At 48.0% G+C, this 15,513-nt stretch carries 13 protein-coding genes; 8 read left to right on the top strand and 5 right to left on the bottom strand.

Annotated elements, in window-relative coordinates; genetic code table 11:
• Position 1: 1 nt before the first annotated feature.
• The 4 genes from DES40_RS05785 to DES40_RS05770 all read left to right on the top strand — a co-directional run bounded on the left by DES40_RS05785 (position 2) and on the right by DES40_RS05770 (position 4,612).
• Positions 2-1,792, top strand: coding sequence for an acyl-CoA dehydrogenase C-terminal domain-containing protein (locus DES40_RS05785; protein ID WP_121099572.1), 1,791 nt, complete (start codon positions 2-4; stop codon positions 1,790-1,792).
• 72 nt (positions 1,793-1,864) lie between these two features.
• Positions 1,865-3,022, top strand: coding sequence for an acyl-CoA dehydrogenase family protein (locus DES40_RS05780; protein ID WP_121099571.1), 1,158 nt, complete (start codon positions 1,865-1,867; stop codon positions 3,020-3,022).
• Positions 3,023-3,029: 7 nt separating this feature from the next.
• Positions 3,030-3,731 (top strand): crotonase/enoyl-CoA hydratase family protein, encoded by a 702-nt coding sequence (locus DES40_RS05775; RefSeq protein ID WP_121099570.1) that lies wholly within the window; start codon positions 3,030-3,032, stop codon positions 3,729-3,731.
• Positions 3,732-3,736: 5 nt separating this feature from the next.
• Positions 3,737-4,612, top strand: coding sequence for an alpha/beta hydrolase (locus DES40_RS05770; RefSeq protein ID WP_121099569.1), 876 nt, complete (start codon positions 3,737-3,739; stop codon positions 4,610-4,612).
• A gap of 26 nt (positions 4,613-4,638) precedes the next feature.
• Here the strand turns inward: DES40_RS05770 and DES40_RS05765 are convergent, their stop codons facing one another.
• Positions 4,639-5,559 carry a thioesterase family protein gene (locus DES40_RS05765; RefSeq protein ID WP_170144896.1) on the bottom strand — a complete coding sequence of 307 codons (921 nt, stop codon included), beginning with the start codon at positions 5,557-5,559 and terminating at the stop codon, positions 4,639-4,641.
• A gap of 8 nt (positions 5,560-5,567) precedes the next feature.
• Positions 5,568-6,008, bottom strand: coding sequence for a transcriptional repressor (locus DES40_RS05760; RefSeq protein ID WP_121099567.1), 441 nt, complete (start codon positions 6,006-6,008; stop codon positions 5,568-5,570).
• Positions 6,009-6,179: 171 nt separating this feature from the next.
• Here DES40_RS05760 and DES40_RS05755 point away from each other — a divergent pair, with 171 nt between their 5' ends.
• The 3 genes from DES40_RS05755 to DES40_RS05745 all read left to right on the top strand — a co-directional run bounded on the left by DES40_RS05755 (position 6,180) and on the right by DES40_RS05745 (position 9,922).
• Entirely contained in the window at positions 6,180-6,974 is a 795-nt protein-coding gene (locus DES40_RS05755; protein WP_121099566.1) for a SapC family protein, read from the top strand.
• 162 nt (positions 6,975-7,136) lie between these two features.
• A complete protein-coding gene (locus tag DES40_RS05750) occupies positions 7,137-9,233 on the top strand; it encodes a protein-disulfide reductase DsbD family protein (protein WP_121099565.1) in 2,097 nt (698 codons plus the stop codon).
• Between the two features lie 65 nt (positions 9,234-9,298).
• Positions 9,299-9,922: a redoxin family protein gene (locus DES40_RS05745; RefSeq protein ID WP_121099564.1), complete on the top strand. Its 624-nt coding sequence runs from the start codon at positions 9,299-9,301 to the stop codon at positions 9,920-9,922.
• 69 nt (positions 9,923-9,991) lie between these two features.
• Here the strand turns inward: DES40_RS05745 and DES40_RS13350 are convergent, their stop codons facing one another.
• The 3 genes from DES40_RS13350 to ffh form a co-directional block, all read right to left on the bottom strand.
• A complete protein-coding gene (locus DES40_RS13350; protein WP_233345446.1) occupies positions 9,992-10,768 on the bottom strand; it encodes a DUF2853 family protein in 777 nt (258 codons plus the stop codon).
• A gap of 149 nt (positions 10,769-10,917) precedes the next feature.
• Positions 10,918-11,391, bottom strand: coding sequence for a 30S ribosomal protein S16 (gene rpsP, locus DES40_RS05735; RefSeq protein WP_121099563.1), 474 nt, complete (start codon positions 11,389-11,391; stop codon positions 10,918-10,920).
• A gap of 42 nt (positions 11,392-11,433) precedes the next feature.
• Positions 11,434-13,041, bottom strand: a complete 1,608-nt coding sequence (ffh, locus tag DES40_RS05730; RefSeq protein ID WP_121099562.1) for a signal recognition particle protein — start codon at positions 13,039-13,041, stop codon at positions 11,434-11,436.
• 391 nt (positions 13,042-13,432) lie between these two features.
• On the opposite strand from ffh, the gene DES40_RS05725 reads away from it, so the two are divergent.
• Positions 13,433-15,511, top strand: coding sequence for a TonB-dependent receptor (locus DES40_RS05725; RefSeq protein ID WP_121099561.1), 2,079 nt, complete (start codon positions 13,433-13,435; stop codon positions 15,509-15,511).
• The last annotated feature ends 2 nt before the right edge of the window (positions 15,512-15,513 follow it).

The raw sequence follows: 15,513 nt of genomic DNA, 5'->3' as shown, positions 1-15,513 counted from the left end.
TATGCCTAGTTATAAAGCCCCCGTTCGCGACATGCAGTTTTTGCTTCATGAAGTTCTTGGATTTGAAGACCTTCAATCATTCGAAGCTTTTAGTGAGGTCGATCGTGACCTAGCGGATGCTGTTCTTGAGCAATCCTCAAAATTTGCCGAAGAAGTTTTGGCGCCTCTGAATATTGTGGGGGATCACGAAGGCTGTACGCGCCATGATGATGGTTCAGTCACCACCCCAACGGGCTTTAAAGATGCCTTTAAGCAAATGACCGAAAATGGTTGGACGGGGCTTTCCCTTGATCCTGAATATGGCGGCCAAGGCATGCCAGGTATGTTGGGCATTGCAGCGTCTGAAATGTGGTCATCTGCGAATATGGCTTTTGCGATGTATCCTGGCCTAACGGGCGGTGCCATTAAAGCGATTCACACAGGGGGATCGCCTGAACAAAAACAGACTTATTTGCCAAAAATGATTGCAGGTGAGTGGACAGGTACAATGAACCTGACGGAACCGCATTGTGGTACAGATTTGGGTCTGTTGAAAACAAAAGCCGTTCCAAATGGCGATGGTAGCTATAAGATTTCTGGTCAGAAGATTTTCATCTCGGCTGGTGAACATGATATGTCTGATAATATCATTCACCTTGTTTTAGCGCGTATCGAAGGCGCGCCAGCGGGCACAAAAGGAATTTCACTCTTTATTGTACCGAAGTTCAAATTGGACGAAAATGGAAACCCGGGCGAGCGTAACCTTGTGTCATGTGGTTCAATCGAAGAGAAAATGGGTATCCACGGTAACTCCACTTGCGTCATGAATTATGACGAAGCGGAAGGGTATCTTATCGGCGAAGAAAACAAAGGTCTTCGCGTTATGTTCGTCATGATGAACGAAGCCCGTATCGGCGTTGGTTTACAAGGCGTTGGGCAGTCAGAGGTTGCCTATCAAAATGCAGTTGCCTATGCAAAAGACCGTCTGCAAGGCCGCTCTCTTGCGGGCCCAAAAGAGGCTGATAAGCCAGCTGACCCTATCATTGTACATCCTGATGTGCGCCGCATGTTAATGGAGACAAAAGCCTTTAACGAAGCGGGCCGCGCGCTCTTATATTGGGCCGCAAAACAAGAGGATGTAGAAAAGCACTCAACAGATGAAAAACTAGTTGAGAAATGTGACGATTACCTTGGCCTTTTGACACCTGTTGTAAAAGGTTACCTCACAGATATGTCTATGAAGACAACGATTGACTGCCAGCAAATTTTTGGCGGTCATGGATTTATCGAAGAATGGGGCATGAGCCAATTTGTTCGCGATAACCGTATCGCGTTGATTTATGAAGGTGCAAATGGCGTTCAGGCGCTTGACCTTGTGGGCCGTAAACTTGCCCGTAATGGTGGCCGCGCGTTGATGACACTTAACAGTGAAATCGCTGAGTTCTTGAAAGAGAATAAAGAGACAGAAGGCCTTTCTGAATTTATGGATGGCTTGTCTGGCGCACAGAAAAAACTCACCGAAGCGACTATGTGGTTGATGCAAAACGGTATGTCTGACCCGAATAATGCGGGTGCAGGTTCTGTGGACTATATGCACATGATGGGACTATCTATTTTGGCCTATATGTGGGCGCAAATGGCTGTTGTGGCCCAAGCTGCAATTGATAACGGATCGAATGAAGACTTCTATCCGAACAAGCTGATTACGGGGCGTTATTTCATGTTGCGTATGCTGCCTATGCTCGACGCGCATTTAGCGAAAATTAAAACGGGCGCAGCCCCTGTTATGGCGCTTGATGAAGCGGCATTTTAAATAAATTAAAAATAAACCTCGGTCTCCGGGCCGAGGTTCTCTTACGTCTAACGATAACAAATTGGAGTTCCCATGGCCGCGATAGATTTTAAAAACCCTGATTGGTATGATGAAGAAGACATCAATATTTTCCGCGAAGCCGTTCACGGATTTTATGCGCGCGAAATGGCGCCCCATTCAGAAGAGTTTCGTAAGAACAAGAAAGTCGATCGTAAATATTGGAATATGGCGGGCGAAATGGGCCTGCTTAACTGCGCTATCCCTGAAGAATATGGCGGGGGCGGTGGAGATTATCGCCATGAGATGATTATCATGGAAGAATTGGTCAAAGCCAATGTCGACGGTTTTGGCCTCTCTCTCCATAACGCCATTGTTGCGCCATATATCCTGCATTACGGTACAGAGGAGCAAAAGCAAAAATGGTTGCCGCGTATGGCATCAGGCGAGCTTGTTGGCGCTATTGCCATGTCAGAACCAGGAACGGGTTCAGACCTTCAAAACGTAAAAACGAACGCTAAAAAAGATGGCAATGGTTGGGTGCTGAATGGTTCTAAAACCTTCATCACCAATGGCGGGACGGCTAACCTTATCGTGATTGTTGCGGATACGGGCGGCGAGGGCAAAATGTCCAAATCCTTATTCGTGGCCGAAACGGACGGCCTTGAAGGGTTCCGTCGTGGCCGCATTCTCGACAAGGTGGGTATGGATGCCCAAGACACGGCCGAGCTTTTCTTCGACGATATGAAATTACCAGCCGATGCCTTGCTTGGGCCAGAGACTGGTCATGGCTTTATTCAATTAATGAAAGAATTGCCGCAAGAGCGCCTTAACATCGCTGTTCAAGGTGTTGCGCAAATGGAAGCTGCTCTGGAAATGACGATTGAATATTGCAAAGAGCGTCAAGCCTTTGGCAAGCCCATCATGAGCTTTCAAAACACACAATTTGAGTTGGCTGAATGTAAAACCATTGTCACGATTGCCAAAGCTTTCACATATGATTGCGCTGAAAAACATCTCCGCGGAGAGCTCGACACAGTCACGGCATCTATGGCGAAATACTGGGTCACCGATAAAGAGTGCGAAGTTATTGACCGTTGTCTCCAGCTACACGGCGGCTATGGCTTTATGAATGAATACCGTATTGGCCGTATGTATCGCGATAGCCGCGTTCAGCGTATTTATGGCGGCACGAATGAGATTATGAAACTTCTCATTGCGCGGAGTTTGTAAGAACGCCATGACTGATCTTGTTACTTATACTCTGAACGGCAATGTGGCCACCATCGCTATGGATGATGGCAAGGCCAACGTCCTGTCGACCCAAATGATTACGGAATTGAATGAGGCTTTTGATAAGGCCGAAGCTGATGACGCCATAGTTGTTTTAACGGGCCGCGAAGGCATGTTTTCTGGCGGATTTAATCTTAAGGAAATGCAAGCAGGGCCAAAAGAAGCCATGATTTTGACCTCGAAGGGGTCAAAATTGGCGCGCCGTATAATGGCCTTTCCAAAGCCCGTTATCGCCCTTTCTACGGGGCACTCTATCGCTATGGGGGCTTTCTTATTATTGGCGTGTGATTATCGTATGATAGCAGACGGAGACTATAAGGTGGGGTTGAATGAAACCCTCATTGGGATGACGATGCATAACTTTGGTATTGAAATTGCCCGTTATCGCCTTGCGAAAAACTATTTCAATCGCTGCGTTATTAATGCTGAGATTTTCAATCCAAAGGGCGCTGTGCATGCAGGCTTTATTGACCGTATTGTGCCGGCTGAGCAAATGCCGATGGCCGGAGCAATGGCTGGGCAAATGTTTGGTCAGCTTAATATGACGGCGTTCAAAGGCACGAAATTACGCTCCCGAAAAGCCGTGTTTCAAATCCTTGATCAAGCCATTGAAGATGATCTTGACCCAGAGAAAATTCACGCTGTCTAAGCCCCATGCGCCGCGAAAATTATGATATTAAGGGCGGAACACTCTCTGCCCTTCATTTTGGGGATGAAAGCCAGCCCGTTAAACTGGTCATGTTGCATGCAAATGGACTGAATGCCCAATCTTATCGGGGTTTGCTTGAACCCTTAGGGGTGCATGCCCTTTCATTGGATTTGCGCGGTCATGGCATGACCCAATTACCGATTAACCCCAAAGGTCTTCGCAACTTTTATGGCTTTCGGGATGATGTCGTAGAGTTCGTGCAAAACTATATTGAAGGGCCGGTAATTCTGTCGGGCCACTCCCTTGGGGCTGTGGTCTCAATGCTCAGCGCACCGATTTTAAAAGATAAAATGGCGGGCTATGTGGGTTTTGACTTGCCGCTTTTATCCAGTTTCCTACGTGTGGTTTTTAAAATGCCGGGCGGCTTGGATTTTCTAAAATCTAAATTGCCGATAGCCGTTGCTGCGGGGCGTCGCCGCTCTGAATTTGATAGCTTAGAACAGGCTTTTGGGCGCTATAAAGATCGCGGAATATTTAAAGGGTTTCCTGACGCGACCCTGAGGGATTATGTAGAGGGCGGCTTTATCCCTTCCCAGAATGGCTATAAATTGGCCTGCAATCCAAAGTGGGAACAATCTATCTTCCCCTCTCATGACCATGATTTATTTGGCGCGGCCAAACAATTGCCACTCAATAATACGAAAGTTGTGTTTGCGACCTCGGATGCGCCCAGTACAGCGTTTACCCGAGCCCATATGCGCGGCGTGATTGGTAAAGAGAATGTAGAGCGTCTTGCGGATACCAATCATATGTTTCCGCTAAATCAGCCAGATATAGCGCGCCCATTTTTGCTGGACGCGATTAAACGCGCAAAAGTTTAATCAAAGCTCATATCCTTTGAAAATCTTTATCCCTTTAATTGCGGAATGACATTCTCATTCAGATGTTCGACTTGTTCTGGTGGTGTTTTTACCAATTTCCGAGTTTTGGTGTTGAACAAACAGCCTCTAGCCGTAGAAGTCATGTAACATTCGCCCGTCACAGGGTTGAGAAGGTTATGCATTATCCCGCGTGTGTAAATATCAGCGCCTAGAAAGGCAGGCACATAGGCATAAGCATCACCTACCTCTGGAAAGCTGTGAAACACGGCTCTGGCTTCGAGTAGGGCGCCCATACCACCGGCTTCGCGGTAATTTGGATCATGCAATTCGGGCCAACCATCGTGGAACCATCCGCCTGAGGACGTCGTTCGCCCAAAATAAGCCTGCGGCGTAATTTGGCCGATATTATTGCCTTCTTCTTCTCCAAAAACGCCCGCTCCGACAACGGATAACCCTAAATCGAGTAAAGCCTCTAAATTGAGCTTGAGAGGCTCTTTCGTCAAATCAATATTACGCGGCTTGGCTGGAGCGGGTAACTCTACCAAAAATCGAGGAGCCGCTTCTTTTACGCGCGAGGGCCAATTAAAGGCGCGGATTTCGTGGATGTAAATATGTTCAACGGTCTCGACGACTGTGGCGGCAATGCGTCCGTCATAATGATACATGATATGGCAAAGCTTCGCCGTTGTTTCATCTAACGAAATCAGTCCGCTTTCAATTTTCAGCGCGTCACCCGGGCGCGCTTCCGCTTGGTATTTGATGTGAAAGTCGCGAACGCGAACGGTGCTGTTTGCATCGTTTTTAAACGCGTCAGGAAGGCCCATGCGGATAATCAATCCCGCTCTGGCTTGTGCGGTTTTATAAACATAATGCCGCATATTCAGATGGCCCAGTTCATCGCACTCCCATGCTGAACACTCACCCGCCCATGTTAATGTAAATGGCATATCTGACCTTAAGCTGCGCAATGGGCGCATTGCCCATAATGTTCGACGACGCTTCGATTGATGTGAAATCCGTCTGGTTTGCAATTTGTATGATCATGCGCATGACGCTCTTCAACGGATTGACAGGCTTCGCATATGAAAAACTCGGCCAGATGACCCTCATGTTTATGATCACAGGCTATGAAGGCGTTAATGGCTTCTATGCGGTGGATGAGGCCGTGTTTGGATAAGAAGTCCAGAGCGCGATATACTGTAGGGGGCTTTGGCGAGCCCAATTGGGGGCTTAATCGGTCAAGCAGGTCATAGGCTTTCACGGCCCCGCCATCAGAGATAATCAATTCCAAGACATGTTCTCGCAGAGGGGTGAAGCGCTCTCCTGCGCTCGTAACCGTGTTTCTGGCGCTGCTAAGGCGTTCACTTAGGCTCTCAGTATCAATATTGTCTCTCATGCGGTGCTCTTAGCCTGATTTGACTTTATGTGAAAGGCGTCAATCCTGTGTTGAACCCATTCATCAAATTGTCTAAAGGCTTCATGGAATTTGGCTCTACTGGTCTTGACTAGTGGAGCTACATCTTATTTAGGACACGAAATTTAACACCGCCTTTGGGGAAGGACCACCATGGCCAAGAAACCAGAAACTAAAGCCGATAGCAGCGTTGGCGTAACGGGTAACGTAATGTTTTACAAAAACCCGCAACCTTTATCTTTGGAAGCTCATAAAAGTTTTGGCGTAAAGCCCGTTGCAAAACCTTTTGAATTTATGGCTGATCAGCACTTCTTGCCTATGACGGCTCCAGAATTTGGTGCAGCAGCTGCGTCATTCCCTATTATCTTTGCAGGTGAAAATCGTTTGCCTTTGGCCGTTATGGGTATCCGCCAAAACGAAAACCTATTCGTGACGGATGGACAGTATAACCAAGATTTCTATATGCCAGCTTTTGCACGCCGTTTCCCATTTGTTTTGGCGGCTGACCAAGCCAATGACCGCTTTGTTGTTTGTGTTGATACAGATGCAGAATGCGTCACAGATAAAAAGCCAACGCAAAGCTTCTTTGATAAAGACGAAACGTCAGCTTTCACAAAAGAAGCCTTCCAGTTCCTGCAAAACTATGAGCGTGATCGCCAAGCAACATCTGTCATGATTGAAGATTTCAAAAAAGCAGACCTTTTTGAGCAAAAAGAAATGAACTTCCGCGGACAAAACCCTGATGGTTCAGAAGCTCCTGTTCAAAAAATCGCAGATTACTTTGCCATTAGCGAAGAGCGTCTAAAGAATTTGCCTGCTGAAACACTCAAAGAATATTCAGACCGTGGTTACTTGGCTGTGGCTTATGCCCATCTTGTTTCCTTGGGGAACTGGCAGCGCCTTGTGAATATTACTTTGCGTCGTTCCAGAGACGAAGCCTCTGCTTAAGTTAAGCGAGGTTTTAAAGTTTAAACCCGGATTGGAAACAATTCGGGTTTTTTATTGTCTAAATCTTTAATCTATAAAAGCGGCGAACCAAACGACTTCACCTCTGCGTGAGGACAGGGGAAAGCCTGTTGGCCCTTTTATGAATTTGCGGTACGAGCCCATATGAAAGCTTTTCTTCTCAGCCTATTTGCGTTTTTAATTTCAATCTTACCGCTGACGGCCTTGACGGCTCATGCAGCGGAAAGCGCTGAGATTGATACAGGTAAAGTTGTGGCTTCGCTTGTTAGTTCCCATGACAGTGCGGCCCCAGGGGAGACCATTCATGTGGCTCTGCGTACCGTATTAGATAAAGGTTGGCACACATATTGGCGTAATCCCGGCGATAGTGGTGAGCCCGTTCAGCTCGACTGGGTGTTAGGCGCGGGCTGGGAGGTCGGAGAGATAGTTTGGCCCTTGCCAATGACCCTGCCGACAGGCCCCATCATCAATTATGGTTTTGAGGGCGCGCCGCTCTTTCCTGTGACTTTAAAAGTGCCAGAAACAGCCGCAATAGGTACGGTTGAAACGATTGAAGTCGATTTTTATTATCTCGTTTGTAAAGATGTATGTATTCCCGAAAATGGCGTTGCGTCTATTGATTTGCGCATTGGTGAAAACGTCAAAGACGTTTTGTGGGAAGCGCTCATTAACGAAGCGATTACTCAGGCCCCCAAGCCTGTTTCGGTAAAGGCTGGCGTTTCGAAAACAAATGATACAGCCACCATCACGGTAACAGAGTTGCCGGAAGGTGATTTTTCTAACGCATATTTTTTCCCTTTTGATCAGGGAATCCTGATGCATTCAGAGCCGCAAAAAGTGGAGCTGGGGACTAAGGGTATCGCTTTAACGAGCCCATCAGATTATGCGTGGGATGAGGGCCTGCCAGATACACTATCAGGCGTTCTATCTTATGAACAAAACGGCCGATCTGTCGGGGCTGAGATAGCCTTAACAGTCGGGGACAATTTGGATGTTGGCCTAAGCCCTGCAAAAGGACAATTGGCAGAGAGCAATATCGGCCTTGTTGGAGCAATATTCGCGGCGCTTTTGGGCGGCTTAATCTTAAATCTAATGCCCTGTGTTTTTCCTATCATTTCTATGAAAGCGCTCAGCATTGCAAAAACAGCGCATGGTGAACGTACTGTCATTCGGCGTGAAGCTTGGGCCTATACAGCTGGCGTGATAGCGACATTTATAGCCCTCACGCTTTTACTATTAGGGTTGAAAGCCGCCGGAAATGAAATTGGTTGGGGTTTCCAGTTACAATCACCGCCCGTTGTGGCGCTCTTGGCTTTGCTCCTCTTTGTAATTGGGTTGAATTTATTGGGCCTATTTGAATTCGGTGCCAGACTGCAAAATACAGGTTCTGGAATTGCCGCAAAAGGAGGGCTGAAAGGTTCATTCTTCACTGGGTTGCTTGCCGTAATTGTAGCCACTCCCTGTACTGCGCCCTTTATGGCCGGTGCTGTGGGGTATGCCTTGGCGCAGCCCGCTTTGGTCACGATTGCGGTGTTTATGGCCTTGGCCATTGGATTTGCCTTGCCGTTTTTAATCATGGCTTATGTCCCCGGATTATTAAAAGCGCTGCCGAAACCTGGGCCTTGGATGGTACGCTTTAAAGAATTTCTTGCCTTTCCAATGTTTGCGGCCGCAATTTGGCTTGTTTGGGTCTTAACTATGCAGGCAGGATCTGGCGGCATGATAGCTATTTTGATTGCTATGCTTTTGGTGGGGTTTGCGCTTTGGTTATTCCGAGTACAAAATTACGTGTCCAAAGGTTTGGCGATTATATTGTGTCTTGCGGCCATCGTTTTATGCCTAACCCTCACGACCGAGAGCGATACGGATACGGTCTTAGAAAAACAGGCGTGGTCCCCAGAGAAGGTAGAGGCTTTGCGGGCAGAGGGTCGCCCCGTCTTTGTGGATTTCACCGCGGCATGGTGCGTGACCTGCAAAGTGAATGAAAAATTGGTTCTGGATAAAGAAAAAACTAAAGCGCTGTTCAAAGAAACCAATACGGCTTTCTTAATAGCTGATTGGACAAACAAGGATGATGTGATTGCCGCTGAGCTTGAATCTTATGGTCGGGCTGGCGTGCCACTATATCTGATGTTTTCGCCCCATGGCTCAAGCGATTCTAACAATTCCGTGAGAGCTGAAGTTTTGCCTCAAGTGTTATCTTATAATGTGTTAAAGACTGCAATTGAGGAAGCCCAGTAAAGGGTTGTCACTCAAGCGCCCGCTATCGGCGTCAGCGCTCGTTTATCATTCTAAAGAGGATTATAATGACAAAATTATCACGCACTTTATCCCTAGCCCTAATTGCAAGCACTCTAAGTTTTGCCGGGACAGCGAGCGCCAAAATCGCAACAGGTTCCACAGTTTCCAACATGACGGTCACAGATTCTAACGGCATGACGCATAATCTATCGGATTATAAAGGTAAAAAAGTCATCCTAGAATGGACGAATGATGGCTGTCCTTATGTTCAAAAACATTATGAAACTGGGAATATGCAAGCCATACAAAAAGAAGCCACAGCGGATAGCGACACAGTTTGGCTCTCAGTCATTTCTAGCGCGCCCGGTAAGCAAGGCCATGTATCTGGCGCCGAAGCCAATAATTTGACTGTGACAAGAGACGCTGCGCCAAGTGCTGTTGTGCTTGATCCAGAAGGTACAATGGGTAAGGCGTTCAACGCCAAAACAACGCCGCATATGTATATCATCGATGCTGACCAAACTTTGGTGTATCAAGGTGCGATTGATGATAACCGCAGCGCGAAACATTCAACAGTCGCCACAGCGAAAAATTACGTCAAGGCGGCTCTTGCAGATATGGAAGCGGGTCGACCTATCGCAGAGTCAGACACGGCGCCTTATGGGTGTTCAGTAAAATATAAGAGCTAGATTATTCGAGCCTCTAATTAAAAAAGCCCGCCTAATTTGGCGGGCTTTTCATTTGGGGGAAGGCTATCGTTAAAGCGACGCTAATCGCCCTTCATTTTTCGCAAGAAGATAATAAAACGTGACGCGGTTCTTTTTATTGTCTGATTTCATTGTTTCGCAAACGGCCTGTACCTTGGCGTCTAAGATGTCGGTTTCATCTTCGAGGCCCAATTTCTTAATGAGCCAACTATTGCGTACTGTGTGACGTTCTGTCTCGTCTGAGCAGGCTACAAAACGACCGTCATTATTACGGAGTGCGATACCGCAATGGATGACGATTTTACGCACAACAGATATATCCGCTGCGGCGTCAAAACGCTGAACATCCGCGAGGTAAGGGGCGTATTTATCAGTGTCTGCTGTGGCTGAGGCAGGCTGGGTTTTTGGTGCAGGCGTTTCCTTTTGAACATTTTTGGTAACCGCCGCTTTTGCGGGCTGGGTTTTTTGAGGCTTAGCTTTTTTGGCCATTGGCTTAGATAATTTATCAATCTGCGCGTTTAAGCGTTCAATTTTAGCTTCCAGTTCAGCGACTTTTTTAGTGGAATTTGACGTCTTAAAAGCGCGTTTCGGCATTTTGAACTTCAGTTTTTCAGAGACATCCGTTTTGACTGTGGAAGACAGAGTATTGAACTGAGTTTCGACTTTTTCTCCATGAGAGACACAGGTTTCGAATAGGTTTTTAACGAGCGTGCTGGCCTGATCGCTTCGTAATTTAGCACGGTCATATGCAAAACCATGTAGGCCGATATAGGCGCGGCGCGCCGTCGTAAGAGGCTTAAGCTTTTTCTCAAGAGTCTTGGTCGACATAATGTCCCCCTAAAAGATGGATAATACATGTCTGATAGCGAGATAAATTAGAAACCGCGCCCTAATGCGGTGGGGGGAACATTTGAATGATTTGCGGCATAAAAAAAGCCGCCCCGAAGGACGGCTTCATGTCTAAAACTATCAAAAGACTATTCTTCTGATTTAGCTTCTTCAGCAGGCGCTTCTTCAGCAGGCGCGGCTTCAGTGGCTTCTTTTGCAGCCGCTTCAGCTGCTTTTTTAGCTTCAGCAGCGGCTTCTTTTGCTTCTGCTTCGGCGGCGGCGCGGGCTTCAGCTTTCTCTTTACGCTCTTCTTCTCGCTCTACAGCTTTTTGGCCAGGCTTACCTTTTTGAGGATTGTTTCCAGCTTTCCATTCCCAAAGGCCAGCGGCGCCAAGAAAACGTGCAACGCGCTCTGTTGGCTGTGCGCCTTTTGAAAGCCATTCTTTACACTTTTCGACGTCTAACTGTACGCGGTCTTCTGAGTCTTTTGGAAGCATTGGGTTGTAACGACCGACGATGTCGATGAAACGACCATCACGCGGCGCGCGAGAATCCGCAGCAACGATGCGGTAGTAAGGACGTTTTTTGGCGCCGTGACGGGCCAGTCTTAGTTTGAGAGCCATGATGTTTTTCCTTTTAATCTAGCAATCGGTTGAATTCTGTTTCTATTTCTTTTTACCAAAGGGGTTGGCGCCTAATCCCGGAAGGCCGCCGCCAAGGCCGGGGAGTTTCGGCCCCCCGCCGCCCAGACCACCAAGGCCAGGGAGCTTACCAAGGCCGGCTGGCAGGGATTTTTTTAGCTCTTCGAGTTGTTCTGGGGACATATCTGCAGGGTTAGGCATGCCGCCCATGCCTTTACCGGGCATCATACCGCCGGGCATTTTGGGCATGCCAGGCATACCGCCCATTTGCTGCATTAGGCCGGCCATGCCGCCTTTGCCCATTTTCTTCATCATATCAGACATTTGGCGGTGCATTTTGATGACCTTGTTCACTTCTTGCACACTCATGCCTGAACCGGCGGCGATGCGCTTTTTGCGCGAAGCCTTCATCAGGGCAGGGTTACGACGCTCTTCTGGCGTCATGGAGAAAATAATCGCCTGTTGCTGTTTCAAAAGATGATCATCAATCCCGCCAGCCGCGTCGATTTGTTTCTTCATTTTGCCCATGCCGGGCATTAATTTCATCAGGCCGCCCATGCCGCCCATTTTCTGCATTTGACCAAGTTGTTTGGCGAGATCATCCAAATCAAATTGGCCTTTGCGCATTTTCTCTGCGGCGCGTTCGGCTTCTTTTTGGTCGATGACTTCTGAGGCGCGTTCGACAAGCGAAACGATATCGCCTTGCCCTAAAATACGTCCTGCAAGGCGTTCTGCGTCAAAGGCTTCTAGCCCGTCTAATTTCTCGCCTGTACCTAGGAATTTAATGGGTAGACCTGTAACGGCGCGCATAGAGAGCGCCGCACCGCCGCGACCGTCGCCGTCAATCCGAGTCAGGACAAGACCTGTAAGCGGCAGGCGCTCATGGAAGCGCTTGGCCGTTTCAACAGCATCTTGGCCCGTCAGGCTATCTGCGACCAGAAGGGTTTCAATAGGCTGCGTTTCCTTGGCGATAGCCTCAACTTCGTCCATCAACTCATCATTGATGGTGGTGCGGCCCGCCGTATCGAGGAAGACAACGTCATACCCGCCCTTGGCGCCTTCGCTCATGGCGCGTTTGGCGATCTCGAGGGCGCTTTGCCCCTTGATAATAGGTAAGAAACCAACATCGGCTTGCTTAGCCAGCATACCGAGCTGTTCCATCGCGGCAGGGCGATTCGTATCCAGCGAGGCAAGAAGGATTTTCTTTTTAAACGCCTTTTTTAGGTAAAGCGCGATTTTACCCGATGTCGTGGTTTTACCAGAACCTTGAAGGCCCGCCATAAGAATGGCAACGGGCGGACGACCTGAAAGGTTAAGATGTGTGGCCTTGGCCGCTTCTTCTTTATCAGCGTCTTCATCAGAGAGCGTACCGCCAAGCATGTCGATAAGGGCGTCATTGACGATTTTAACGACCATCTGGCCGGGCTTGATTGATTTAATAACCTTTTCGCCAACGGCTTCGCGGCGAATTTTTTCGACGAAGGTTTTAACAACGGGCAGGGCCACGTCAGCTTCTAGCAAGGCGACGCGGATTTCACGCATAGCGGCATTAACGTCTTTCTCTGATAGAGCGCCGCGCCCTGTCAGATTGTCAAAGACATTACCAAGCTTATCACCTAATGTGTCGAACAAATGTTCACCTCAAAATTAGCAATGCCCAATGCACAAGAGCCGCGGTGAACGTAACACGTCGACCACGGGACCCCGTCTGCATCTCGCACAGCGCGGAGCGCAGGAATAAATCTGCGCTGAATTAAGGGGCGTTTATTGAAAACTGGCGGAAGTGTCAAGCAAGCTTATTCGCTGCGGATAAGCCCGTTCAAAGCGTAAGCTAGGATTATGTTTGAACACCTGCATAAGGTGTTGCGAAGTTTAATTGTTTGTAATTTCAAATTGTTTTGGCCGATTTATAAAATACAGATAATCAATCAAAATAAATGAAGTTGTGACGCAACTCTTATTCTCTTTCTGTCGTATCTGAATTAGAGGGATACCCCTGTCAGATATCGATATAAAGAGAGCCATGACTTTTACAAAACCACCATATTTTCATCAGAAACTTTCTCTGAAAAGCGTCTCAAGCCTTGGCTTAATGGTGGGGTTATTGTCCCAACCCGCCTTTGCCCATGATGACTTGCTTCACAGGGTTGATGAAGTTGTCGTATATGGGCGGGCTCTGGATAAGATCGGCGAAGCCAAGACAGCCTCAGAGGGCACTGTTGGCTATTCGGATTTCGAAAACCGACCGCTGAGTCGTTCAGGCGAGTTAGTGGAAGTCATCCCCGGGGCTGTGGCCACACAACATTCAGGTGAGGGGAAATCCAATCAGTATTTTCTGCGGGGGTTTAACCTTGATCACGGGACTGATTTTTCAGCCAGCGTTGACGGCGTGCCCGTCAACCTTCGCACCCACGGGCATGGGCAAGGTTATCTTGATCTGAACTTTGTTATTCCTGAACTTGTTGAGAGAGTGGACTACCGTAAGGGGCCTTATTCCGCGCAAGTAGGGGATTTCTCTACTGCGGGTTCGGCGCAATATCTGACACGAGAAAGCCTCGATCATAATTTTCTTCAACTGACGGCGGGGGAATATGGTTATCTGCGCGGCGTGGCGGCGGGTACGCAGCAGCTCTCGGAGAGAACAAGTCTCCTCTTAGGGGGAGAAATACAGCGCTATGACGGGCCTTGGGATCTGGATCAGGATTTGAAGAAGTTTAACGGTCTGGCCAAACTCATCCATGTGGGCGGTCTTAGCCGCTCTGTCTTGAGCGCTAGTTATTATCAAAGCGATTGGACGGCGACGGATCAAATTCCATTAAGAGCGGTGCAGGAAGGTACAATCGACAGATATGGCTTTATCGATGATGATTTAGGCGGTGAAACACATCGTGCCTCTCTGGGGTTTGACAGTCAGATTTTTTCAAGTAGCGGCGCCGAGACGAATATAAATTTATACATAGTAGATTATGATCTCTCTTTGTTTTCTAACTTTACTTATTTCTTAAATGACCCAGTTAATGGGGATGAGTTTGAACAGCGTGATAGTCGCCAATATTTTGGGGGCTCAGTAAATCATAGCCGTCAATTGTGGGATAATCTTACACTGAGTACAGGTGCAGAGTTCCGCCGTGATAATATTGGCGAATTAGGTTTATTTAATACCGCCGGGCGCGAGCGCCTCTCTACGGTTCGCCAAGATAAAGTCAAAGAGACGAGCGCCGCAATTTGGGGTGAAGTGGAATATGCCCTCACCAATAGCTTACGCGTGAATGGCGGGATTCGGGGGAATTATTTCAAAGCGGATGTCGAGGCCTTGTCTCTTGCGCAAAATGGCGGCGAAAGCGATGATACGCTCTTATCGCCGAGCTTGGGCCTTGCGTGGCAGGCCGCGCCTAATCTGGAACTTTACGCTAATTACGGGCAAGGCTTTCACTCCAATGATGTGCGCGGCACAACAATTTCAGTGGACCCTGTTACCCTTGACCCCGTTGATACAGTACCCTTGCTGGTGAAATCAAAAGGCCAAGAAATAGGCTTTAGACTCGAAAAGGGTGACTTTCGTTTAAACGCGGCCGCCTTTTACTTAGAGCTTGATTCTGAATTAGTATTCGTTGGCGATGCGGGCACAACCGAAGCCAATGATGCGACAGAACGTTTGGGTGTTGAGGGCAATATATTCTGGTTACCCAATGATTGGCTCGTTCTGGATGTAGGGGGCGCCTATACCGATGCGCGTTTCTCTGATGTCGCGATTGCAGATAGAATTCCCGGTGCCGTAGAGACGGTATTATCAGGCGGCGCATTGATGAAGTTTGACAAGCTCACTCTGAATACGCGCCTTCGTCATTTTGGGGCGGCTCCTTTGATAGAAGACAATAGCACGCGTTCAGAGCCGACAACCTTGGTCAATTTTTCCGCGCATTATGATTTGCACGATGTGACCTTTGGCCTAGAGCTTTTGAATGTCTTGGACGCAAAAGATTCCGATATTAGCTATTTATTTGAATCCCAATTAGCAGGCGAAGCGCAGCCTGTGGAAGACATTCATTTTCATTCCGTAGAGCCAAGGCAAATAAGGGCCAGTATTCGCTATAATTTTTAAGC

The sequence above is a fragment of the Litorimonas taeanensis genome (assembly GCF_003634015.1).
In the GTDB taxonomy this organism is placed as follows: domain Bacteria; phylum Pseudomonadota; class Alphaproteobacteria; order Caulobacterales; family Maricaulaceae; genus Litorimonas; species Litorimonas taeanensis.
This window is presented reverse-complemented; position numbering and strand designations above follow the sequence as displayed.